The following is a 21,885-nucleotide window of genomic DNA, read 5'->3' on the forward strand; positions in this document are numbered from 1 at the left end:
GTAATTCACTATATACACAATACACTATGGCCTCAAGTTGGTTTCAGTAGTTCTCTCACGGGAATAGACGTATCAACTACGGAATTAATAATTCAGTCTTTCAAACTAACCACAAGTATCGACACACTTATACTGGTCAGTCCAGTATTGTATAGTAGCCCCAACACGGGGGAATCAATAATGAGTACGGAAACCGCAGCCGAGACGCTGGACGTGAAAGGACAGAACTGCCCGATGCCCGTGATCAAGACCAAAGGTGCGTTCGACGACCTCACCGCCGGCGAGGTACTCGAAATCGTCGCCACCGACTCCGGGAGCATGAGCGATATCGCGGGGTGGGCGGAATCGACGGACGGAGCCGAGCTCGTCGATCAGAAAGAGGCGACCGAGGGCGGAGCGGACGTGTACAAACACTACGTCCGGAAGACTGAGTGAGATGAGTACGGACACTCCGTCGTCGCCGAACGAGGACCTCGATCCCGAAGCCGTCGCCGACTTGCAGGCCCGTCTCGACGCACTCGAGACCGAGGTGTCTGACCTCCGGGCCGACGTCGACGACGACGGTCCCCAGAAAATGGTCATCATCGCCACGAAGGGGACCCTCGATATGGCGTACCCGCCGCTCATCCTCGGGAGCACTGCCGCCGCCTTCGGCTACGACGTCACCATCTTCCACACGTTCTGGGGCCTCGAAATCCTCCACGAGGAGAACTCGAAGGACCTCCAGCTCAGCTCCGTGGGGAACCCGAACATGCCGGTCCCGAACGTAATCGGCGCGCTCCCCGGTATGGACCGGATGACCTCGCGCATGATGCGCAACCGGATCGACGACAACGACGTCGCGTCCGTGGAAGAACTCATCGAGACGTCGCTCGCGAGCGGCGTCGAACTGCAGGCGTGTCAGATGACGATCGACCTGCTCGGCTACGACGAAGACGACTTCTACGACGGCGTCACGACCGGCGTCGGCGCAGCCTCCGCGTTCCAGGACATGGTCGACGCGGACATTCAGCTGCTCGTCTGACGGCGACTCCGACTCTTCTCTCGCTCGTCGGCTCCGCTGACATATTTATACTCCGACGTTTTCTAGCCCTGTAGCGACCGGTACAGGCACAGCGGTGATCGATCGCGGGAGTATGTATATCGATACGGTGGTGTGATTATTTATAAGTGATCGAGCAGTGTTGCTGTCGGCTGTTTATACATGATCGACTCTGTGGTGAACACTTCCAAAGCCCCAGCCGCTAAGGGCGGCGCACGCTCGCTGTGCTCCTCGCTCAGTCGCTCTCGCTCCTTCGCTGCGGTGCTTGTGTCGCCTGCGCCGCCCTTAGCGGCTGCCCCTTTGAGTCCCACCCCGCCCCGCACCGCAACCGCGCCTCACACCTCCCCAGCCTCGTCGGTCGTCCTCCGCGTTGCTCCGGACGACCGACTCCCTCGCGCCGTCGGTGAGCGGCCCAGCGGGCCGCTCACCGGGGCGCGCCACCGCACCGTCCTTTATAAGTGATCGTCGCTGTCGCTCATGTGCTTTTAAATATGCTCTTGCCACCGACGATCTGCAACACCCACTCCCGTAATCGATCAAAAAGTCGTCCTCATTGACGGCGTCTACTCGATCTCTACCGACTCGGTTCCGGCAGCGCTCTCGGATAACGCGTCGATGACTCGCATGGTCGCGATCGCCTCCGTCCCGTCGGTCAACGGACTGTCGCCGTCGGCGATCGCGTCGGCGAAGTGCGCTACCTGCAGCCGGTACTGATCGACCGGATCGAACGTCTCCACCCCGCGCCGGCCGTCGATCTCGTAGGTCAGCTTCACGGGCTCGTCGTCGGGGGCATCGAACGCCTGCTCGACCGCGATCCAGCCGTTAGTGGCGTCAATCCGGTAGCGCTGGACCAGCTGCGTGTCGAAGCCGGAGGCGACTCGGGCCGATCGGCCGTCCTCGTACTCCAGCACGCCCGCGAGCTCCGTGTCGACGCCGGCGTCGCGGGTGTCGTGTGTGTGCGCGTAGGCCCGGTCCGGCTCGCCGAGGACGGCCCTGACGAGCGAGACCGGGTAACACCCCACGTCCATCAGCGACCCGCCGGCGAGGTCGGGGTCCAGCCGCACGTCGTTCGGTCGGCCGTACAGCGGGAACCGGAACGTCGCGGTCACCGTGCGCACGTCGGCCAACTCGCGCTCGACGAGTTCAAGGACGCGTTCGGTGCGCGGGTGGTACCGATACATAAATCCCTCCATCAGGGTGACGCCTCGGTCCTCGCAGTGATCGGCCACCTCGCGCGCCTCCGCGGCGTCGACCGCCAGCGGCTTCTCGCAGAGCACGTGGAGGCCCGCGTCGGCCGCCCGTTTCGTCCACTCGGCGTGGAGCCCGTTCGGGAGCGGGACGTACACCGCGTCGATCCCGTCATCTTCGAGCAGCGCCTCGTACGTGCCGTAGCTCCGCGGGATCGCGTGATTCTCGGCGAACCGCTCCGCGCGGTCACCGTCCCGAGACGCGACCGCACCGAGCGCGTGATCGCCGGCCGCGATCGCCGGGACAACCGCTTTTCGCGCGATGTCCGCCGTCCCGAGAATACCGAACGTGAGCTGGTCGTCTTGTGTTGCCATGTCCCAGCCGACGCTCCGGGCGATCAAAAAGTCGGGTGGTTCGACTGCAGTACTCGACCGGTCGGGATAGGCGATACGGAGAGCGCCGACGATTTCACGAGTCGTCGGCGATCTCCGCGCGCTCCCGGCCGATCGCCTTCGAGATCGCGAGCACGTAGCCGAGCCCGTACTGGATCTCCGGATCGCGGACGCCTCGTGCGAGCCCGAGCGCCCCTACCGGCTCCGGGTCGCTCCGGTGGGCGGCACCGACCCCTCCCAACAGTGCCTTCAGTCCGTCGCGGGCGTCGTCGTCCGCGGCGGTATCGGCTACTTCGCCGAGCGCGGAGCCCGTTCCGGCCAGCGAGCGGACCATCTCGTCGTCGAGCGCGGCGGTCGCGAGCGACCCCACTTCCGCGAGTTCCGCCAGTTCGTCCAGCGTGCCGCTCCGCTGGAGCGTGATCAGCGTCTCCATCGCCTCCTGGAGCTCCGCGCCGTTCCCGCCGACGGTCTCCGCGAGCGCCACGGTCTCGTCGGTCGCGAGGCCGTCCGCCGACTCCGCGAGCGTCGAGGCCGTACCCGCCAGTTCGACGACCATCTCGTCGGTGAGCGCGCCCTCGCCGAGCGCGACCACGTCGAGGAACTCGTTGACCGCGTCGAGTCGGTCGACGAACGTCGCGACCGCCTCGGGGTTCTCGGCGATGACCGATTCGAGGTCGTCGCGGTCGAGGTCGTCGCGATCGAAGTCGTCGCTGTCGAGCGCCTCTTCGCCCGAACTTCCCTCGTCTCCAGCTTCCGTGCTCTCGTCCGTCATCTCAGAGCAACCCCCGTGCGGTGAGCCAGTACGATTCGTTGTACGCCAGCTTCGACCAGTGGAGCTTCTCCGAGGGCGGCGCGGGCGACGGCGGATTCTCGTAGTCGAACTCGACGAACGACGCCGCGTCCATCCCGGTTTCGATGAAACACAGTGTCTTCCCGTCGTACGCCGCGGTCGCGGGTCGACCGCGGATCTCGCTCTCGAGGCGCTGTGCCACGACGCCCGCCTGGTAGTGGGCGACGCTGCCCGCCTTCGGCACGCCGGTCGTCGCGGCGTCCCCGAGCGCGTACACGTCCTCGGCCTGCTCGGCCTCCAAGGTGTGTTTATCGACGTCGACCCAGCCGCGGTCGCCAAGCCCCGCCTCGTCGACCACGTCGACGCCGCGGTGCGGCGGGATCGCGGCGAGGAGGTCGTAGTCGATCTCCGTCCCCTCCATCGAGGTGATCGTCTTCGCGTCGGGGTCGACCGACTCGGCGTTGAAGAACGTCTCCGTGTTGATGTCTCGCTCCGCCATGATGGGCTCGGCCCACTCGCCGATGTGAGGGTTGCCGTGGACGCGATTGATCGGGTAGGTGTACGTGATCTCGATATCGTCGCGCAGCCCGCGCTGACGGAACCAGTCGTCCGCCATGAAGACGAACTCCAGCGGCGCCGCCGGACACATGTGCGGCGTGCCGATGACGCTTAACACGAGATGGCCCTCGGTCATGGAGAGCAGTTCGTCTCTGAGGGCCAGCGAGCCGGACTCCGAGTAGTAGTCGTGGCCGCCCGCTTCGAGTCCCGGAATCTCGTCGTCGGCGAGCGTCGAGCCCGTCGCGACGACGAGGTGGTCGTAGTCGAGCGGGCCGGCCCCGTCGCGGAGCGCGAGTTCCTTGGCGTCCGTGTCGATCTCGGTCACCCGGTCGATCGCGAGGTCGATCCGATCGTCGACGAGGTCGCGAAGCTTGCGGCGTCCGTCGTCGGGCTCGCGCTGACCGAACGGGACGTACAGCCACACGGGCTTGTACACGTGGTCCGGACCGTCGTTTATCAGGGTGACTTCGACGTCACCGGCGTCGATCTCCGGGGCGAGCCGCTCGGCGAGGTTGTTCGCGAGTACCGTCCCGCCCGTGCCACCGCCGAGGATAGCGATTCGGTCGGGCATCTCACGCGACCTCCACGTAGAAGCTGTAGTCGTCGCCCGATTCGTCGACCGCGAGCAGCTCGTTGCCGGTCTCGTCGACCCATTCGGAGACGTCGGTCAGCGACTGATCGTTGTCGCTTAAGAGCAGAATTACGTCGCCAGGGCTCGCGGACCGGACGCGCCCGATGAGGTCCATCAGCGGTCCGGGGCAGGCGGCTCCGCGGGCGTCGACGGTGTCGGTGGGTTCGATGTCGATGGTGGACATGAGTTACAAGTACCCGTTAGCGCTCTACGGGTTTAATATTGTGTATTGATTCCAACACAGTAACATTCTGTACGAGGATATTTATTCGCTATCTCATCGCAGATTCGCCAAAACGTCGGCGACAGCGCTGACGAAGACTCCGGCGCTGACTGCAGGCTACGATTCCGGCTCCGGCGGCGTCGGATCGACGAGAGGGGAATCCTCGTTCGTACACCCGGGACGACCGCAAACGCCGGCGTCCGCGCCGGCCTTCGAGACGCCCGCATCCATGGACTCGATGTTCCACTCGACGTCGTGACCGGTCGTCGACTCGTGGTCGTCGACGGCGGTTCGCGCGTCGCGGAGCCTGTCGTGAGTCGTCGCGAACGAACAGTCGCTACACCGAACCGTAACGCGTGTTTCATTCATAGATGTATATTGTGTTACTCCGGCATAACTGGTGCGATGGGTAGCGACCTCGACGAGCGACGCCGACAGGAAAAACGGCAGAAGGCCGGATCGAGGCCGGACGGATATCCTACGCCGGCTCGTCGCCCTCGGGTTCGGTCCGCCAGCCGCCCTTCAGCGTGATGAACCAGACCGTAAGGCCGGCGAGAACCAAGACGATGCCCATGTAGGGAATAATCGGGAGTTCGATCCCCACGAAGTCCAACACCGTGCGGAGCTCGTAGATGATCACGCCGAAAATCGCGAGCGTCACTAAGAGCCCGCCGCGACTCACGTCGACGGTCATCGAACCACCTCGACGAGCGAGGCGGACGCGTCGCCGACCGCGCCGAACACCGAGGCCGCGGTGTTCGCAAGCGCATCGAGCGTGGGTGCAAGCCACACCGGATACGTGCCGACGCCCGGTCCGAGGAGCCCGCCGCGGCTGATGATCGCCGCGATCGGGAGCGCGTACGCGAGCACGACGAGCGTGAGCGCGATGCCGAACCACAGACGGAGGTTGTCGAGCACGCGCGGCGAGTCGTCCGGTCCGGACAGCGCCGGCGGTATCGTCTCAGCGAGCCCAGAGACCTTCGGATTCCCCATCGTGAGCACGAGGTTTCCGATGAACAGGATCGTCGAGACGAAAAGCAGCGTCCCGCCGATCGCGACCTGGATGTTGAGCTCCTCGTACCCGCCGAACATCGTCGCGTACTCGAACCCGGAGTACGTGGGTTCAGCGGTTCGGCGCGGAACGCCCATGATCCCCTGTGCGTGCATTGCGTTCGACATCAACGCCATGCCGACGAACCAGACGACGACCTGGACCAGTCCGATGGTGCGGCTGTAGATCGGCTTGTTGCTGATCTGCGGCCAGATCCAGTAGGTGGCCGCCATGAAGGTGAGCGCGACGGCGGTCCCCACGGTGAGGTGGAAGTGACCCGGGACCCAGATCGTGTTGTGGATCATGTAGTTGATGTTCATTCCGGCGTTCACCATCCCGGAGAAGCCGCCGGCCGCGAACATCAGCCCCGCGAGCATCATCCCGGTGAACTCGGGCTTCCGCCACGGGAGTGCAGTGAGCCATCCGAGCAGCCCGGTGCCGCCGCGCTGGCGGGCGCCGTACTCGACGCTCGCGACGACCGTGAACGCGGTGAGCAGGCTCGGCAACAGGAGGAACATCGTGTTCGTCATCGAGATGAATTTGAACCCCTCCGCGATCCCCGGATCGAGGTACTGGTGGTGAATCCCGACCGGAGTCGAAAGCAGGAGGAACAGCACGAACACGACGCGTGCGAGCGGGTCGCTGAACAGCCGCCCACCGGCGATCTTCGGCAGAACGGTGTACCACAGCAGGTACGCCGGCATCAGCCAGAAGTACACGACCGGGTGGCCGAAGAACCAGAACAGCGTCCGGGTCAGCGTCGGGTTCACCTGATCGATCAGCCCGAGCGACCACGGCAGCAGGAAGATGAGCACCGAGGCCGCCACGGCGGAGGACGCGATGTACCACATCGCCATCGTCGTCAACACCATGAACGTCTGTAGCGGAATCCGCTCGTCCGGGTTCTCGCGCTTCCACGCGAGCCACGTCCGGAAGAAGTCGGCGCCGGCGATCCACGACCCGACGATGAACACGGCGAGTCCCGCGTAGAACATCGGGTGCGCCTGCAGCGGCGCGTAGAACGTGAACAGCACGTCCGCGCTCATATCGATCGAGTCGACGAAGCCGGCGAGGATCGCCACGCCGGTCATCGTCATCCCGACGGCCATGATCGCGTACCACGTCCACGTGATCTTGGTGTTGAGAAGCGGTCGATCGAGACTCCGCACGACCGCCCACGTGAACAGTCCGACGAGGAAGAACGTCGTGAAGCTGATCGCGAGGAACACCCCGTGTGCGGTCAACACCGTGTAGTAGTCGGTCGACGGGATGATCCGTGCCACGTCGGTCCGGTGGAGCGTCTGGATGATCCCGAGAATCGCCCCGATCACCAGCGCGAGGAACGAACTGAGCAAGGCGGCGCGAACGATACGCGCCTCTTCCGGGAACTTGTCGGCGAACGTCCGCTCGGCCTCGATGGCCTCGCTCATTCGCCGTCACCTCCGCTCTGCTGCGCCTCGTACTCGGCTTGGCTCACCACGTGGACTTTCCCTTCCATCACGTGGTGGCCGGCGCCGCAGTACTCATTACAGATGAGACCGTACTCTTCCGGTCCGTCGGTCTCGACGGTGATCTCAGAGACTTCGCCGGGAACGACCATCGTGTTGGCGTTCGTCCCGGCGACCTCGAAGCCGTGAATCACATCCCGGGACGTGATGTAAAACGTCACCCTACTGTTTTCCGGAACGACGATCGGGTCCGGATTGAACCCGAACTGGTAGGCGACGACGTACGCTTCGTACTCGTTCTCGCCGACCTGTTCGACGCGGGGCTCCGAGAACCGCTCGTCCTCGTCGAGCCCGCCGGCGTCGATCGCCGGCTCGGTGTCGCTCACCATCGCGACGCCGGGACCGACGGCGCCGTACGTGACGGAGCCGATAAGCAGCAGTATCAGGAGCAGCGATACCGCCAGCCAGAGCTTCTCGTATGCGTGTATGTGCATGTAATAATCACCCCACAACGATCAGATCTCGACCGAGGAACTCGATGTAGTAGATGTACACCCACGAAAGCACCAGGATAACGAAGTATATCCCGATGAGCGTGAGGGTTCCGATCGGATCGAACTCCTCAGTATCACCGCCCACGTCATCTGTGGGCGCGTGAGCGGTATCGTTCCGGCCCATGGGTCCCGTTATTGAGTAGGAAGTATATAACGTCTATCCGTTCCCGCTCCCTGAAAACACGGGTGTTATATATGTTGGTGCTACCCTACGTTACGGCATGAACTTCTCCATCCAACAGGCTCTGCTCCTCGTGCTCGGCGCGCTTGTTCCCCCTGTAGTGTTCATCGCGGACCGGTCGGAGATATTCGTCGCGATCACGCTGGTGAACGTGCTGCTCATCTGGGTGAGCCTCCGAGTCGCCACCGGCGGAAGCCTGCCCGGAATCAGCGGTGACGACGACACAGCGGCGGACCCTGAACAGGCGTAGTCGTCCGAAACTGAGGTCGTCGTCGACCAGATCGCGCCGAGTCCCGCTCGGCGCGCCCGAGCCGCGGACCGCCCTCGCGGCACCCCGGAAGCGAACACACATGCCATCCTGTACACTCTGTGACCTGCCGACCGGGGACGATCCCCACACGGCTCCCGATGTCGACGGAGAGTTCTGCTGTCAGGGCTGTCTCGCCGTCTCGCGCTCTCTCGGCGACGATGATGGGCTCGACGGTCTCGACGACGTCGAGGAGCGGCGACCGGACGCGGAGCCGGACGACGAGTTCGACGGCGAGACGACGTTCCTCCACGTCGACGGGATGCACTGTGCGACTTGTGAGTCCTTCTTAGAGATGACCGCGGGCGAACAGCCCGGCGTCGCGGCGGCGGAGGCGAGCTACGCCACCGACACGATCCGGGTCGACTACGATCCCGATACCGTCGGCGCCGACGAGCTCCCCGAGCGCCTTTCGGTCGCCGGCTACTCGGCGAGCGACCGGGCCGACCCGGAGTCGGGAGACGACGACGCGGTCGTCAGGTTCCTGATCGGCGGCGGCTTCTTCGGCATGATGGCGATGCTGTGGTACGTCGTCTTCCTGTACCCCACCTACTTCGGCTACGAGCCCTTCCTCGACCTGGGCGGTGTCTCGGGGTTGTACCTGTTCACGCAGGTGTGGGTGTTCGCCTCTATCGTCTTGTTTTATACGGGCTACCCGATCTTGCGAGGCGCCTACGTGAGCCTCCGCGCACGACAGCCGAACATGGATCTCCTCGTGTCGCTCGCGGCGGTGAGCTCGTACGCGTACAGCACCCTCGCGATGTTCCTCGGCCGGACCGATCTCTACTTCGACGTGACCATCGCCGTTATCTTGGTGGTGACCGCCGGCAACCACTACGAGTCGCTGATCAAGCGGCGCGCGACAGGCGCCCTCTCGGAGCTGACGACCGCGACGGACCGCGAGGTCCGGACCGAAGCCGGCAAAACGATCGCGATGGATGCGGTCGACCCCGGCGAGCGCCTGCTCGTGCGCCCCGGCGAGCGCGTCCCGTTCGACGGGACCGTCGTCGAGGGGAGCGCTGCGGTCGACGAGGCATTGGTCACCGGCGAGTCGCTTCCGGCGACGAAACGCGAGGGCGATGCGGTCCGGGGCGGCACCGTCGTCACCGACGCCCCGGTGGTCGTCGAGGTCGGCGAGGACGCGAAGAGCACGCTCGACACGCTCGTGCGGCTGCTGTGGGAGATCCAGAGCTCGCGGTCGGGGATCCAGCGGCTCGTCGACAAACTGGCGACGGTGTTCGTCCCGCTCGTCGTCGTCGTCGCGGTCCTCGCCGCCGGCGCGACCCTCGCGCTCGGTGCCCCGCCGACCGAGGCGGCGCTGCTCGGACTCACGGTGCTCATCGTCTCGTGTCCGTGCGCGCTCGGGCTCGCGACTCCGCTCGCGGTCGCCGCCGGGATCCGCGACGCGGCCCGGCGCGGGATCGTGATCGTCTCTGACGTCGTCTTCGAGGAAGCGGCCGCCATCGACACGGTTGTGCTCGACAAGACCGGGACCCTCACCGACGGCGAGATGCGACTCCTCGACACCGAGACCGACGGGACGGACCCGGAGGCCGTTCGGACGCGCGCCGCGGCGCTGGAGCGCGCCTCGGTCCACCCGATTGCGGAGGCCATCGTCGCGGGAGTACGCGGAGACGAGACGGAACGCGACGGGGTCGCCGCCGGCTCGCCTGCAGCGACCGACGGCGGCGTGGCGGCTGACGGCACCGCGGCGGCCGCGCCTGACCCGTCGCCGGCCGCCGCGGACGTGACGGTCTCGGACAAGGGCGTCTCCGGCCGGATCGAGGGCGACGAGGTCGTCGTCGGTCACCGATCGCTGTTCGCCGGCGACGCGTGGACCGTGCCGGAGTCGCTCGACGCAGCCGGCGGTGAGGCCCGCGAGGCGGGTCTCGTCCCCACGTACGTCGGCTGGGACGGGGCCGTTCGGGGCGTACTCGTCGTCGGCGACGAGGTTCGCGACGGGTGGGAGGCGGTCGTCGAGGACCTGGCTGCGGACGGACGCCGGGTCGTCGTCCTCACCGGTGACTCCCCGGCCGCGGCCCGGCAGTTCGAGGAGCACCCCGCGATCGACGAGGCGTTCGCGGAGGTCCCGCCGGAGGCGAAAGCCGAGACGGTCCGCCGTCTGACCGCGACCGAGAGCGTCGCGATGGTCGGCGACGGGAGCAACGACGCGCCCGCGCTCGCGGTGGCCGACATCGGCATCTCGGTCGCGAGCGGGACCGATCTGGCCGCCGACGCCGCCGACGCCGTCCTGCTGGAAGACCGTCTCTCGGCGATCCCCGAGCTGTTCGCGGTCACCCGCGGGACGAACCGCCGGCTCAAACAGAACCTCGGGTGGGCGCTCGTCTACAACGCGGTCGCAATCCCGATGGCCGTCTCCGGGGTTCTCAACCCCCTCTTTGCCGCCGTCGCGATGGCGACGAGCAGCCTCCTCGTGGTGTCGAACTCCGCGCGAGCAGTTTATAAAGGCGAGTAGTGGACGAGGGAGGGACTCGACTCCGCCGGCCCGTTACACTGTCGCGCTGACGTACGGTCTGACCGCGCGCACGATGGCGTCCACGTCGTACTCGTTTTCCGTCTTGTCGAAGACGACCTCGCCGTCGGCGCGGACGACGAACACGCCGTCGTCGCCGGTCACTAACGCGACCTCGTCGATCCCCTCGCCGAACTGTTTGAGGATCGCTTCCGAAACGTCCTGTGCGCGATTCAACATGCCGCACGGGACGCAGTACTCGATCTCAACGCGTGTCATACGGATGTGGCTTCGCGTCGAACGGACTTAAAAACACACCGCGAACCCGTCGAATCCAATCGCTGACTCGGCTCTCTTCGAGCCGCGCTCGCTAGTCGACAGTGCTGACCTCGAACCGCGCGCCGCCCTCGTCCCCCTCGCCGATCTGCAGCGCCCACCCGTGTGCCTCGACGACTCGGTCCACGATCGCGAGCCCGAGTCCCGTCCCGTCGCGCGAGGACGTGAACCCGGTCTCACACACGCGGTCAAGCTTCGCTTGGGGGATGCCGTCGCCGTCGTCCTCGACGTAGAAGCCGTCTCCCTCTTCGAGGGCCCCCACTCGGACCGTCACGTCGTTGCCGCCGTGTTCCACGCTGTTCCGAAAGAGGTTCTCGAAGACGTGCAAGAGACGGTCGCGGTCGGCCTGAAGCGTCGTCGATCCCTCCACGTGGTACGTCGCGTCCGCCGTGTCCACGCGCGACCAGCACTCGCGCGCGCATTCGGCGGTGTCGACGTCGGCGATCTCGTCGACGCTTTGTCCCTCGCGGGCGAGCGTGAGCGTCTCCTCGATGATACTCTCCATCCGATCGAGGGCGGGGTCGACCGCCTCGAGGTGTTCGTCTTCGGGATACGCTTGCCTCGCAAGGCCGACGCGGCCGCGAACGATGGCGAGCGGATTCCGGAGGTCGTGTGACACGACGCTCGCGAACTCCTCGAGCCGGTCGCGCTCGCGGCGGAGCTCGGCCTGCCGTACCCGACCCCGCTCTGCCGTGACCTCTCGTTCGATGGCTTTCGCCTCAAACAGCCCGACGAGCAGTCCGATCCCGGCGCCAAAGCTGATCGCCCAGCGGGCCCAGCCGACCACCTGAAACGCGCCCTCCGTCGGCAGCGTCAGCATGAACCCGAGGTTAATAAGGAAAAACCCAGTGGCTCCCGCGATCCACCAGCGATTGAGCCGCTGGAATCGGTCCACCGAGAGACCGGACCCGGGGATCCAGTAGATGGCGTACCCGACGCCGAGCAGGACCAGCATCGAGGAGAGGACCCCGACCCAGTAGCCGTCGGGGGTGGCAGCCATCCCGAGCGAGGCCGTCGCGGCTTCCGCGACGACCGAGAGGAGGAGCGCGACGCTGAGCCCCCACACGGGCCACAGCGAGCGAACGGCTGTGGCCTGTGGAAACATCATTTAATGATCGTCCGGTTTTCGCAACGGTATATAAATCCTACACATCTCATTCGACTCTCTGTGAGGACCCGTCTCGTCACCGCCCGCGTCAGACCACGAGCGCGTCGAACACGACGGCGAACAACAGGAGTCCGAGATAGGCGTTCGACGCGTGGAACGCGCGGAACGCCGCGGCCTCGGTCTGCTCGTAGTGGAGCCGAACGACCGTCCAGAGGAACACGGCGCCGACGGCGACGCCAACGACGGCGTAGAGTACGCCGAGCGGCTCGGCGACCGCGGCGAGCGCGACCGCCGCGACGAGCGTCGCGCCGAGGTACCAGACGATGTGCCGGCGCGTCGTCGTCTCCCCGCGAACCACGGGCATCATCGGGAAGCCGCCGCGCTCGTAGTCGTCCTTATAAGCCAACGCGAGGTTGTAGAAGTGCGCGGGCGTCCACAGGAAGATGACTAAGGCGAGCAACAGCCCGCCGCCGCCGACCTCGCCGGTCACCGCGGCCCAGCCGATGAGGGCCGGGAGCGCGCCGGCGGCCCCGCCGATCACGGTGTTTTGCACCGTGTTCGGCTTCAGGATGAGGGTGTACACGACGCTGTAGAACACGATCGCGACCAGTCCGAGCGCTGCCGTGAGGGGATTGACGCTCCAGAACAACCCGAGCGAGACGAGCGTGAGGAGCCCGCCGAACGCGAGCGCGTTCGGAACCGGCACGAGATCGGTCGCCAGCGGGCGGTCGTTCGTGCGCTGCATTCGCTTGTCCACGTCGCGTTCGAGCACGTGGTTGAACGTGCCGGAGGCGCCGATGGAGAGCGCGCCGCCGACGAGGGTCGCGGTCACGACGCGCGGGGTGAACCCCGATCCGCCGGCCAGCGCCATCGCGGCGGCGGCGACCAGACAGAGCAGCCACATCAACCGCGGCTTCATCAGCCGGAAGTACGCCGCCGCGGTTGCCCGCAGCCGGGGAACCGTCCCGGTCGGCACGTTCGGCTCGGGTGCCTCATCGACCGGTGGGAGGTGGTCGGTGCCCGCCTGGAAATCGACCGGGGCGTCGTCCGGATCGCCGGTCTCGGCCTCCAGCCACCACGCGAGCCCGGCGAGGACGGCCGCGAAGATGCCCACGCCGAGGAGGAGGTGAAGGGAGCCGAGCGCGGCCGGGAGCCCGCCGACCGCGACGAGCGCGCCCACGCCGGCCTGCGCCGGGTACACGATCAGGGCGAGGGTGAGCGCGGTCCGGATCCGCCGGCTCGCACCCTCTCGCCATGCGAGGGCGGCAGACAAGGCCACGAGGCCCCCCACGACGACCGCGAGCAGCCGGTGGCCGAGGGCTATCCACCCGGCGGTCTCGGCTGGGAGGGCGGTCCCGTCGCCGCAGGCCGGCCAGCCCGTGCAGGCCGCGGCCGCCTCCGTGAGCGAGGTCGTCGCGCCGACGACGATGAGCAGGTACACGCCCATCGCCGCCGCCGCGAGGATCGCGGGGAATCGGTCAGATGTCGTCACTTAGAAGATTTTAGGAACCGATCCATATAGGTTCCGCGCTTCGCTGCATCAGTCGTTTCGTCGTCGGCAGTTCGACCGCTACCCTCGTTCTCCGCGGGCGAGGTCGCCGTCGTGGTCGGGGATCCGCCGTTCCAGGATCCGGTCGACGATGTCGCCGCTGGAGAGCAGTTCGTCCTCGTACCGGGGATCGCGGGCCGAGGCGCGCTCGACTCGACAGTCGATACCCCGCTCCGCGAGCGCGTCGGCGATGTCGGCCTCGTCGTGATGCTGGTCGAACCCCAACACGATCACGTCGGGGTCGAGTCGCTCGATTGGGACGAACACGTCCTCCGAGTGGCCGAGGTGCGCCTCGTCGACCGCGTCGAGCGCGGCGACCATGTCGCGACGTTGCTCGGCACAGAGAATCGGCGCCGGCTTGTGCGTGACGTTGGTGCGGCGGGCGACGATGGCGTGGAGCTCGTCGCCGTAGGTCGACGCGTCCTCGAGGTAGTGGACGTGGCCGGGGTGAAGCAGGTCGAAGGTCCCCTGCGCGACGACCCGTGTCATCGGAGCCACGAGAGGAAGCCGCCGTTGTTGCGTCGTTCCTCGCCGATCTCGCGGTCGATGTCCTCTTGCGTGAAATCGAAGAAGTGCTCGTCGGGGACTTCCACGTCGAGCACGTCGAGGGTCGTTTGCCGTCCCTCGTTGTCGAACGCCTTCCAGTCGCCCCACCCGTAGGGGGCGCCGACGATGATGTGGACCCGTCCCTGTCCGAACGTTGCGAGGTCGGCGTCGCTCGGCCGGAGCGCGCCGTTCGGGTGAGAGTGAACCGAGCCGACCGCCCGCATGTCGTTCGGCTTCATGTGCGTGCGGACGCTGGCGCTCGTCGGGCTCGACTCGGTGCCAGGAATGACGAGCACGTCGGTGATAACCTGTCCCTCTCGGTCGAGGTCGAGTTTCCGGGCGTCGTCCGCGCGGAGGAACCCCATGTACTCGTTGGGGTGGCTCTCCTCGCTCGCCTCGAGGACGAACTCCATGGTCTCCCGGGCGATCCCGAGGAGTTCGTCCGAGCGGAACAGTCGCATACGAGAGGGGAAGAACCGTCGCCCCATATGGATTCCGGACCGCGGGGACGTCGCTGTCATCTCCCGGCCGAGACCACAGCCAGACCCGTCTTCAGGGACGGCGGAGACGCGAGAGAACAGGCTTAACACCGCTCGTTCCCGATGAACGTCCATGAGCGAGAACACCGCCGGGGATTCCGGCACGCGGGGCGATTCGAGCCCCGAACCCGACGCCGACGCGGCAGAGGGGACGGCCGACGACCGGCCGACTATCTACGATCTGGCACCGGACTGCACCCTCGAGGATGCCGAGGTCAACGCGCTGTACCACGCCGAGGTCAACGGCGTCGTCGACTACGGGATCTTCGTCGACGTCTCGGACGCCCTCTCGGGGCTCGTCCACGAGTCGAACCTCGACGGCACCTACGCCGTCGGCGACCGGCTCGTCGTCCAGCTGACCGAGGTGAAGGAGAACGGCGACGTGGCGTTCGACGACGCCGACCTCGACGACTACCGCACGGAGACCGTCGCTCACGAACCGACCGTCTCCCGCGTCCGCGGACTCGCGCCCGGCGACGAGGTAACCGTCGAGGGCGAGGTCGTGCAGGCGAAACAGACCGGCGGCCCGACGATCTTCGCCGTTGCCGACGCCTCCGGTGTCGTCTCCTGTGCCGCCTTCGAGGAGGCCGGGGTCCGCGCGTACCCGGAGATAGCCGTCGGCGATATGGTCCACGTCAGCGGGACGATCGAGACCCGCGAGAACGCTCTCCAGCTTGAGGTCGATTCGCTGAAGCGACTCCCCGAAGAGCGAGCGGCCGAGGCCCGCGAGCGCTTCGAGGCGGCGCTCGACGAGCGCGCCGAGCCCGCCGACGTCGACCCGCTCGTCGAGTGGGAGGCGTTCGAGCCAATCCACGACGATCTCCGGGAGCTCGCCCGACTCCTCCGTCGCACCGTCCTCGCCGGGCGTCCGATCCGCGTCCGACATCACGCCGACGGCGACGGGATGTGCGCCGCAATCCCAGTCCAACTCGCCTTGGAGAGCTTCGTCCGCGACGTGCACGAGGACCCCGATGCGGCCCGACACCTGTTCAAGCGGCTCCCGAGCAAGGCCCCGTACTACGAGATGGAGGATGTCACGCGCGACCTGAACTTCGCCTTAGAGGGGCGCGCCCGCCACGGCCAGAAGCTCCCCTTCCTCCTGATGCTCGACAACGGCTCGACCGAGGAGGACGTCCCCGCCTACGAGAACCTGGCGCACTACGACATCCCCATCGCGGCCGTCGATCATCACCACCCCGATCCAGAGGCGGTCGAGCCCCTGCTCGACGCCCACGTGAACCCGTACCTCCACGGCGAGGACTACCGGGTCACGACCGGCATGATGTGCGTCGAGCTCGCTCGGCTGATCGATCCGTCGATCACCGAGGAGCTGGAGCACGTCCCCGCCGTCGCCGGGCTCTCCGACCGCTCGAAGGCGGAGGCGATGGACGACTACATCGATCTCGCGGCGGAGGCCGGCTACGGCGAGTCCGACCTCCTCGACATCGGCGAGGCGCTCGACTACGCCGCCCACTGGCTGCGCTACTCCGAGGGGAAGACGCTCGTCAACGACGCCCTCAACGTGGGGTGTGAGGACGAGGCCCGCCACGAGGAGCTCGTCGAGTTCCTCTCGGAACGGGCTGACCGCGACGTGCAGCGCCAGCTCGACGCCGTCGACGACCACGTGGAACACGAGCGGCTCGCCTCCGGCGCGCACCTCTACCGTATCGACCTCGACGAGTACGCCCATCGGTTCACCTACCCCGCGCCCGGGAAGACGACCGGCGAACTCCACGACACCCGCGTCAAGGAGACCGGCGACCCCGTCATCACCATCGGGTACGGTCCCGACTTCTGTGTGCTCCGGTCCGACGGCGTCCGGCTCGATATCCCGAACATGGTGACCGAGCTGAACGAGGAGCTTCCCGAAGCTGGCGTCTCCGGCGGCGGCCACCTCGTCGTCGGCTCGATCAAGTTCGTGAAGGGGCGTCGGAGCGCCGTCATCGAGACGCTCGTCGAGAAGATGGCCGGGGCTGAGATCGACGAAGCGCTCTCGTCGACGGCCGTGATCGACGACTGACGCGGCCTCAGGCGGTCGTTCGGACGCCGAGTGGTCTCACACGAACGTCACTTCCCTGCGAGCGACGACGCCAGCGCCGGCGACGGCGGTCGCCAGCCCCCCGAGTAGCCCCATCGGCAGGTGGACGCCGCCGCCGCGCCAGTCCGCCGCGTACGCGCGGGCGTAGAAGTCCGCGACCGATTGCTGTTCGACGGCGAGCAACACCTCTCTGTTCTCCGTCGCCGCACCCTCGTTCCAGTTGAGGCTCCCGACGACGGCGGTGTCGTCGATAACGAGTCCCTTCGCGTGGACCTTCCCGTACCGACCGCGCGGCTCCGCAACGGCCACCGCTATCGGCTCGCCGGCGAGTTCCTTGACGAGCGCGCGGTTCGCCTCGCGGTCGTACCACGCGCCGGACAACAGGAGGTGCACGTCGACGCCGCGGTCGGCAGCCCGTCGAAGCGCGCGGACGATACGGTTATCCGGTCCGCCGGTCCGGGGGACCACCGCCAGCACGCGGTCGTCGGCGGCGTCGATCCTCGCGACCAGGCGGTCGGCGGCGTTGCCCGGGGTCGTCAGGAGTTCGACGTCCGCCGCCGTCGCCGGTGGCGGCTCGAACCGCGTCGGATAGCTCCCGTTTGCCGTTCCTCCGTCGTGAAACTCGGTGTCCGCCCGAAACGACGACCACGACCGGGCGTCAGGCGCCGCCGCGTCCTCACGGAAGAGAGCGGCCAGGTCGTTAGCAGCCGTTCCACTCATGGCCGAAGATCGGGACGGTCCGGTTACGACGCCCCACCCGCGGTTGGTCCGCCCGCCCGTGCCGGACGCCTTCCAGTTCTCCGTGAGGACGACCGCGCGGTCGTCGGCCACCGCGTACTTCGCGTGATGGAAACGGAACCGCTCTGGATCGCCGTCGAGCACGCGGACCTCGACGCCGGCGTCTGCGATCCGATCGAGGAGTCGCGCGCTCCGGGCGGAGAAGCCACCGACTGGCGATCCCTCGACGAGGACCCGCACGTTGACGCCGCGGTTGACAGCCGCGACCAGCAGGTCGGCGACGCGCTCCGATTCGAGCGTGTAGCCGGCGAGCAGCAGGCGGTCGTCGGCCGCGCGGAGCGGTTCGACGGGAACCTCCGGCGTGTCCGGAAGCACGAACGGCCTCACGGTCGCGTTCTCGGTTCGCATCGCCGGTCGCGGGTCGTGGCCGCGCGGCCGCCACTCACCCCAGTCGGCGCGCCAGCGGTGTCCCTCTGGGGCGCGGTCGTACGCGACAGCGTCGACCGCGGTCCCGTCCCGTTGGAGTTCGATCCGGTCGCCGGCGGCCGACAGCGGGAAGTAGCCGCCGAGCGCGCGGAGTTCCGCCGGGTCGCGGTCAGCGCTCGCGGCTTCGTCGTCGAGCAGCGCCGTCGTGTTCGCGGGGTCCATCGAGAGCGCGACGTGCCCGCTCGCGTTCGGCGGGACCGCTACCTCGTGGTAGCCGTCCGAGAGTGACCAATTCCCGCGCTCGGGGAGGAACACGACGAGGTACTCGCCGCGGTTCTCCGCCGCCGTCGGGTTTGGAAACAGCTCGACGATCCGCGGATCATCGGTCCGGGCCGTCCCGTTGTCGGTCTCTCTGACGGTCTCCACATTGACTCCGCCGACGTCGACTTCGCCGCCGTGATCGACAGACGCTGCAACCGGTGCGGCGGCCGTTAGGGCGATGAAGAGCAGCGCGACAGCGACGCTGAGACCGACGACCGCGGCGACGCTATCGCGCGGAGCGTCTCCGGAGGCCGGTGTCGTCGACGACACACGGGGTCTGCCGCGTCATCAGGGATAAGAGGTTGTTCGGCTCTGGTTCGTCTCGTGGTCAGGCGGTCGGTGCTGCCTCGTCGAGCGCACGCTCGGCCTTCTCGGCCTCGGTGGAGACGATGAACGAGTGTTCGTCGGCGTACTCGGCGACGGCTTCGAGGGCCTCGCGGGTGCCGATCTGGCGGAGCGCCCAGCCGGCGGCCGCACGGACGTCGTCGGAGTCGTCCTCGGCGAGCGCGTCGGTGAGCGGGTCGACCGCGCGAGTGTCGCCGATGAGCCCGAGCGCGCGGGCGGCGTGGGGACGCACGAGGTCAGCGGTGTCTCCCTCGGGGTCGAGCTGGTTCGCGAGCGGCTGGACGGCCTCCGCGGCGCCGATCTCTCCGAGGGCCTTGAAGACGACTTTCTGGAGCTGCGGGTTCGAGTCCTCTGAGACGTACTCGACGAGCGTCTCGGTGGCCTCGTCGGCCGCCATCTTGCCGAGGATGCGGATCGACGGTTTGTCGCGCTTCTCCGCGCGGCCGAGCAGCTCCTCGACCGACGCCTCGGTCTTTCCGCGTTTCCCCATGCGTTCGAACGCTTCGAGACAGTGGCGCTCCATGAAATCGGACTGCAGCGAGTCGAGCACGAGCAGGATCATGTCGACGTTCCCGCGCGCTTCGTGTTCCTTCAGCGCCGACCACTCGACCGGGAAGTCCTTGTAGTGGCCGAGCACGTCGTAGTATCCCTGCGCGCGGAGCTGCTCGTGGGTTTCGAGGTCGTCCCACTCCTCCGCGTCGTCGAGCCCCGCTTCGAGCTCGTCGGTCGCGTCGATCAGGGCCGCGATCGTTTCGGCATCGTCGTCGGGGTCGAGACCGGCGTCCCCGACCGCCCCGGCGACGGCGTCAAGCGCGCCGACGAGGTCGTCAATTCGATCGGCGTCGGTACCCTCAGTGGGACTCTCGTCGTCGTCCGCGTCGGCCGCGTCTGTATCGACGGTATCCGGGTCGAGTGTATCCGGCTCGAGTTCGGCCGTGTCGACCTCGTCGTCGACGGCGTCCGCGGCTGCATCGACGAACGCCACCACTGCGTCTGCGGCGTCGTCGCGCCCGGCAGCGGTCCACTCGGTGTCCTCGAGCGTCGACGCGGCCGCTTCGATCGCGTCGACAACGTCGTCGGCGTAGGGGCCGCGGGCCTCCTCGACGCTGCCGCGGAGCTCTGCGATCCGATCTTCGAGGTCGCCGCGCGGGTCGTCGGCGTCCTCGTCGTCCTCGTCCGGCTCCGGGAGATCGGCGCCCTCGAGCTCGTCCTCGGCGTTTTCGAGGAGTGCTTCGATGTCATCGAGGTCTGCCTCGGTCTCGGCACCGTCGAGGCGATCCGCGATATCGTCGAGGTACTCGTTTAGAGACTCCTCGGTCGCTTCGTCGGGAAGCGTCGGCGCGGCGGCCGCGTCCGTCGACTCGCCGGCGCCGCCCGCCTCCTCCGCGTCGTCCGCGGCGTCGGCCTCCTCGGAGGCGTCGGCCGGGTCGTCGTCGCCGTTGCTCATACACCACGAACTGCGCGCGTAGTCCATTAAGACGTTTCCCTTCGTGGGCGGAGTCGAACGCGGCGGCCGGTCTCTGTTGTAATATTTGAAAAAATACTTTCAACATGGAGAACCTACTTTAATATAGTAACAACCATTAAGTGCCCAGCGCGCGTTCATTGATATAGACATGAGTACACAGAAAGAGGCCCGCCAACAGTACGGCAGCGTTCACGAAAGCGAAGCGCTGCGCGTCCCGGAAGAGAAGGCTGAGCAGCTCGTCGACGCGCTCAACAGCGACCTTGCGGCGACGTACGTCCTCTACCACCAGGTGAAAAAGCACCACTGGCTCGTCGAGGGCGCCGAGTTCCACGACATCCACCTCTACCTCGGGGAAGTCGCCGCAGACCTCGAAGAGGGCGCCGACGTACTCGCCGAGCGCGCGCAGGCGCTCGGCGGCGTGCCGCTCTCGGGCGGCGCGAACTACGAGGAGCACGCGCCGGTGAGCCCGGAAGACGCCGACGCGTACGACATCCGCACCTCACTCGGGAACGACCTCGAGATATTCGGCGATATCACCGAGCAGCTCCGCGAGCACATTCAGCTCGCCAACAACCTCGGCGACTACAACACCGAGGAGCAGCTCCGCGAAATCCTGATGGACGTCGAGGAGCACGGCCACCACCTCGAGCACTACCTCGAGGACGACACGCTCGTCACTCAGGGCACGCTCGAATGACATCCTCCCCGTCGTGAACGACGGGGTTTCCTCTCCGGCGTGGGAGTCTCAGACTGTTTGAGAGTCCCCGGAGGCAACATTCCCGTCACGGTGGACGGTACTCGGGTCTGTGCGCTGTTCTTTGGGACTTTCCGTCGCAGGAGAGCGTGGTGACTCCAGCCATTCGTGACTGTCCCACTCGAACCGCACGGGCCGTGCCATCGGCCTGACTGCCTTCTCTGTGTGCCGTCTCAGGAACGTTTCTGACGCCGTGAGGTCAGCGTGCCCTTCGAACCCACACGGGCAGGTGAGCGTGTCCTGATGCCGTGTCGTTCGCTCTGTCGAACCACACTGCGGGCACTCCTGACTGGTCCAAGCCTCTGACCGGACTTCCACCGAAATGCCGTATTCCTCGGCAGTACACGCCAGTCGCCCGGTGAATTGTTTGAACGCCCAGAAGTCGTGGGTCTTGGCGTTCGTCTCGGCCGACCAGTGCGTGCCGAGTACGTCGGTCAAGCCACCGATATACACCGTATCCACACCTTCGGCATACAGCCGTTCGAGCAGGTCACGACACAGTGCTTCTTGGGCGTGATCGCGGCGACGAGTTCGTTTCCGGTACAGTCGCCGGATACGCTCACTACTGTATCGACTTTCCCGTAGCTTGGACTGTAATCGGGCGATTTCTCGCGTCGTCTCGCGGAATCGCTGGAACAACTTGCGACCTTCGTACAGGTATTGTTCGCCGGTCGTCGTGGTACAAGCGACGAGATTGTTCGCACCAATGTCCAGAGCGGCCTTATGATCGGCCAGTGGAGTGTCCCGTGCATCGGAAGAAACAGTCACGGGTTGCGAAGCTCGGAAGGTGCAATCAGTCTCATCGTACCACAGTTCTAGTCGGCCTTGGTCTTCGTAGTCGGGCCAGTTCGGGTCGCCAACGATTTCGAGCCGAAGACG

23 protein-coding genes are annotated in these 21,885 nt (G+C 66.6%); 6 read left to right on the forward strand and 17 right to left on the reverse strand.

From position 1 onward, the window contains the following. Positions 1-180: 180 nt before the first annotated feature. Entirely contained in the window at positions 181-435 is a 255-nt protein-coding gene (locus ACNS88_RS13275; RefSeq protein ID WP_435098514.1) for a sulfurtransferase TusA family protein, read from the forward strand. Position 436: 1 nt separating this feature from the next. After that, a complete protein-coding gene (locus tag ACNS88_RS13280) occupies positions 437-1,024 on the forward strand; it encodes a DsrE/DsrF/DrsH-like family protein (RefSeq protein WP_435098517.1) in 588 nt (195 codons plus the stop codon). Positions 1,025-1,605: 581 nt separating this feature from the next. On the opposite strand, the gene ACNS88_RS13285 is transcribed toward ACNS88_RS13280, so the two are convergent. The 9 genes from ACNS88_RS13285 to ACNS88_RS13325 all read right to left on the reverse strand — a co-directional run bounded on the left by ACNS88_RS13285 (position 1,606) and on the right by ACNS88_RS13325 (position 8,001). Beyond that, positions 1,606-2,604 (reverse strand): Gfo/Idh/MocA family protein, encoded by a 999-nt coding sequence (locus tag ACNS88_RS13285; RefSeq protein WP_435098520.1) that lies wholly within the window; start codon positions 2,602-2,604, stop codon positions 1,606-1,608. 94 nt (positions 2,605-2,698) lie between these two features. Next, entirely contained in the window at positions 2,699-3,394 is a 696-nt protein-coding gene (locus ACNS88_RS13290) for a helical membrane plugin domain-containing protein (protein ID WP_435098523.1), read from the reverse strand. 1 nt (position 3,395) lies between these two features. Continuing rightward, positions 3,396-4,541, reverse strand: a complete 1,146-nt coding sequence (locus tag ACNS88_RS13295) for an NAD(P)/FAD-dependent oxidoreductase (RefSeq protein WP_435098526.1) — start codon at positions 4,539-4,541, stop codon at positions 3,396-3,398. A 1-nt stretch (position 4,542) separates the two neighbouring features. Next, positions 4,543-4,785, reverse strand: a complete 243-nt coding sequence (locus ACNS88_RS13300; protein WP_435098529.1) for a sulfurtransferase TusA family protein — start codon at positions 4,783-4,785, stop codon at positions 4,543-4,545. A gap of 156 nt (positions 4,786-4,941) precedes the next feature. Beyond that, positions 4,942-5,193: a DUF7542 family protein gene (locus ACNS88_RS13305; protein ID WP_435098532.1), complete on the reverse strand. Its 252-nt coding sequence runs from the start codon at positions 5,191-5,193 to the stop codon at positions 4,942-4,944. A gap of 109 nt (positions 5,194-5,302) precedes the next feature. Next, entirely contained in the window at positions 5,303-5,518 is a 216-nt protein-coding gene (locus ACNS88_RS13310; protein ID WP_435098535.1) for a CbaC protein, read from the reverse strand. Beyond that, positions 5,515-7,305 carry a b(o/a)3-type cytochrome-c oxidase subunit 1 gene (locus tag ACNS88_RS13315; RefSeq protein ID WP_435098538.1) on the reverse strand — a complete coding sequence of 597 codons (1,791 nt, stop codon included), beginning with the start codon at positions 7,303-7,305 and terminating at the stop codon, positions 5,515-5,517. The genes ACNS88_RS13310 and ACNS88_RS13315 overlap by 4 nt, the downstream gene beginning before the upstream one ends. After that, the gene (locus ACNS88_RS13320; RefSeq protein WP_435098541.1) at positions 7,302-7,817 is read right to left on the reverse strand and encodes a cytochrome c oxidase subunit II; all 516 of its coding nucleotides are present in this window, start codon (positions 7,815-7,817) and stop codon (positions 7,302-7,304) included. Before ACNS88_RS13320 ends, ACNS88_RS13315 begins: the two co-directional genes overlap by 4 nt. Positions 7,818-7,824: 7 nt before the next feature. After that, positions 7,825-8,001: a hypothetical protein gene (locus ACNS88_RS13325; protein WP_435098544.1), complete on the reverse strand. Its 177-nt coding sequence runs from the start codon at positions 7,999-8,001 to the stop codon at positions 7,825-7,827. A gap of 97 nt (positions 8,002-8,098) precedes the next feature. Between ACNS88_RS13325 and ACNS88_RS13330 the strand changes: the two genes are divergently transcribed. Continuing rightward, positions 8,099-8,308 carry a DUF8131 family protein gene (locus ACNS88_RS13330; RefSeq protein ID WP_435098547.1) on the forward strand — a complete coding sequence of 70 codons (210 nt, stop codon included), beginning with the start codon at positions 8,099-8,101 and terminating at the stop codon, positions 8,306-8,308. Positions 8,309-8,408: 100 nt separating this feature from the next. Then, positions 8,409-10,841 carry a heavy metal translocating P-type ATPase gene (locus tag ACNS88_RS13335; protein WP_435098550.1) on the forward strand — a complete coding sequence of 811 codons (2,433 nt, stop codon included), beginning with the start codon at positions 8,409-8,411 and terminating at the stop codon, positions 10,839-10,841. Between the two features lie 33 nt (positions 10,842-10,874). On the opposite strand, the gene ACNS88_RS13340 is transcribed toward ACNS88_RS13335, so the two are convergent. From ACNS88_RS13340 to ACNS88_RS13360, 5 genes are all read right to left on the reverse strand, one after another. Next, positions 10,875-11,117, reverse strand: coding sequence for an Rdx family protein (locus tag ACNS88_RS13340; protein WP_435098553.1), 243 nt, complete (start codon positions 11,115-11,117; stop codon positions 10,875-10,877). 91 nt (positions 11,118-11,208) lie between these two features. Further along, positions 11,209-12,282, reverse strand: coding sequence for a sensor histidine kinase (locus ACNS88_RS13345; protein WP_435098556.1), 1,074 nt, complete (start codon positions 12,280-12,282; stop codon positions 11,209-11,211). An 88-nt stretch (positions 12,283-12,370) separates the two neighbouring features. Beyond that, complete coding sequence (locus ACNS88_RS13350; RefSeq protein WP_435098585.1) at positions 12,371-13,729, reverse strand: heme o synthase; 1,359 nt, start codon at positions 13,727-13,729, stop codon at positions 12,371-12,373. A gap of 123 nt (positions 13,730-13,852) precedes the next feature. Beyond that, positions 13,853-14,320, reverse strand: coding sequence for an FAD synthase family protein (locus tag ACNS88_RS13355; RefSeq protein ID WP_435098559.1), 468 nt, complete (start codon positions 14,318-14,320; stop codon positions 13,853-13,855). Then, a complete protein-coding gene (locus ACNS88_RS13360) occupies positions 14,317-14,838 on the reverse strand; it encodes a Mov34/MPN/PAD-1 family protein (RefSeq protein WP_435098562.1) in 522 nt (173 codons plus the stop codon). Before ACNS88_RS13360 ends, ACNS88_RS13355 begins: the two co-directional genes overlap by 4 nt. A 151-nt stretch (positions 14,839-14,989) precedes the next feature. Here ACNS88_RS13360 and han point away from each other — a divergent pair, with 151 nt between their 5' ends. Continuing rightward, the gene (han, locus tag ACNS88_RS13365) at positions 14,990-16,936 is read left to right on the forward strand and encodes a Hef-associated nuclease (RefSeq protein WP_435098565.1); all 1,947 of its coding nucleotides are present in this window, start codon (positions 14,990-14,992) and stop codon (positions 16,934-16,936) included. Positions 16,937-16,972: 36 nt separating this feature from the next. On the opposite strand, the gene ACNS88_RS13370 is transcribed toward han, so the two are convergent. Continuing rightward, positions 16,973-18,709: a phospholipase D-like domain-containing protein gene (locus tag ACNS88_RS13370; protein ID WP_435098568.1), complete on the reverse strand. Its 1,737-nt coding sequence runs from the start codon at positions 18,707-18,709 to the stop codon at positions 16,973-16,975. A gap of 58 nt (positions 18,710-18,767) precedes the next feature. After that, positions 18,768-20,231 carry a HEAT repeat domain-containing protein gene (locus ACNS88_RS13375; protein WP_435098571.1) on the reverse strand — a complete coding sequence of 488 codons (1,464 nt, stop codon included), beginning with the start codon at positions 20,229-20,231 and terminating at the stop codon, positions 18,768-18,770. Positions 20,232-20,400: 169 nt separating this feature from the next. Between ACNS88_RS13375 and dpsA the strand changes: the two genes are divergently transcribed. Continuing rightward, the gene (gene dpsA, locus ACNS88_RS13380; protein ID WP_435098574.1) at positions 20,401-20,949 is read left to right on the forward strand and encodes a DNA starvation/stationary phase protection protein DpsA; all 549 of its coding nucleotides are present in this window, start codon (positions 20,401-20,403) and stop codon (positions 20,947-20,949) included. Positions 20,950-20,997: 48 nt separating this feature from the next. Here the strand turns inward: dpsA and ACNS88_RS13385 are convergent. Then, positions 20,998-21,885, reverse strand: an 888-nt coding sequence (locus ACNS88_RS13385) for an RNA-guided endonuclease TnpB family protein (protein WP_435098577.1), incomplete at its 5' end; no start/stop codon positions are given.

It is taken from the genome of Halorubrum shenae, assembly GCF_051194165.1.
Lineage (GTDB): Archaea > Halobacteriota > Halobacteria > Halobacteriales > Haloferacaceae > Halorubrum.

Coding starts and splice junctions, on each gene's coding strand:
- ACNS88_RS13305 (WP_435098532.1), bottom strand. CDS start 5,193: ATGAATGAAACACGCGTTACGGTTCGGTGTAGCGACTGTTCGTTCGCG.
- ACNS88_RS13280 (WP_435098517.1), top strand. CDS start 437: ATGAGTACGGACACTCCGTCGTCGCCGAACGAGGACCTCGATCCCGAA.
- ACNS88_RS13295 (WP_435098526.1), bottom strand. CDS start 4,541: ATGCCCGACCGAATCGCTATCCTCGGCGGTGGCACGGGCGGGACGGTA.
- ACNS88_RS13330 (WP_435098547.1), top strand. CDS start 8,099: ATGAACTTCTCCATCCAACAGGCTCTGCTCCTCGTGCTCGGCGCGCTT.
- ACNS88_RS13325 (WP_435098544.1), bottom strand. CDS start 8,001: ATGGGCCGGAACGATACCGCTCACGCGCCCACAGATGACGTGGGCGGT.
- ACNS88_RS13340 (WP_435098553.1), bottom strand. CDS start 11,117: ATGACACGCGTTGAGATCGAGTACTGCGTCCCGTGCGGCATGTTGAAT.
- ACNS88_RS13355 (WP_435098559.1), bottom strand. CDS start 14,320: ATGACACGGGTCGTCGCGCAGGGGACCTTCGACCTGCTTCACCCCGGC.
- han (WP_435098565.1), top strand. CDS start 14,990: ATGAGCGAGAACACCGCCGGGGATTCCGGCACGCGGGGCGATTCGAGC.
- ACNS88_RS13375 (WP_435098571.1), bottom strand. CDS start 20,231: ATGAGCAACGGCGACGACGACCCGGCCGACGCCTCCGAGGAGGCCGAC.
- ACNS88_RS13335 (WP_435098550.1), top strand. CDS start 8,409: ATGCCATCCTGTACACTCTGTGACCTGCCGACCGGGGACGATCCCCAC.
- dpsA (WP_435098574.1), top strand. CDS start 20,401: ATGAGTACACAGAAAGAGGCCCGCCAACAGTACGGCAGCGTTCACGAA.
- ACNS88_RS13345 (WP_435098556.1), bottom strand. CDS start 12,282: ATGATGTTTCCACAGGCCACAGCCGTTCGCTCGCTGTGGCCCGTGTGG.
- ACNS88_RS13290 (WP_435098523.1), bottom strand. CDS start 3,394: ATGACGGACGAGAGCACGGAAGCTGGAGACGAGGGAAGTTCGGGCGAA.
- ACNS88_RS13315 (WP_435098538.1), bottom strand. CDS start 7,305: ATGAGCGAGGCCATCGAGGCCGAGCGGACGTTCGCCGACAAGTTCCCG.
- ACNS88_RS13275 (WP_435098514.1), top strand. CDS start 181: ATGAGTACGGAAACCGCAGCCGAGACGCTGGACGTGAAAGGACAGAAC.
- ACNS88_RS13310 (WP_435098535.1), bottom strand. CDS start 5,518: ATGACCGTCGACGTGAGTCGCGGCGGGCTCTTAGTGACGCTCGCGATT.
- ACNS88_RS13285 (WP_435098520.1), bottom strand. CDS start 2,604: ATGGCAACACAAGACGACCAGCTCACGTTCGGTATTCTCGGGACGGCG.
- ACNS88_RS13350 (WP_435098585.1), bottom strand. CDS start 13,729: ATGGGCGTGTACCTGCTCATCGTCGTCGGCGCGACGACCTCGCTCACG.
- ACNS88_RS13300 (WP_435098529.1), bottom strand. CDS start 4,785: ATGTCCACCATCGACATCGAACCCACCGACACCGTCGACGCCCGCGGA.
- ACNS88_RS13360 (WP_435098562.1), bottom strand. CDS start 14,838: ATGCGACTGTTCCGCTCGGACGAACTCCTCGGGATCGCCCGGGAGACC.
- ACNS88_RS13320 (WP_435098541.1), bottom strand. CDS start 7,817: ATGCACATACACGCATACGAGAAGCTCTGGCTGGCGGTATCGCTGCTC.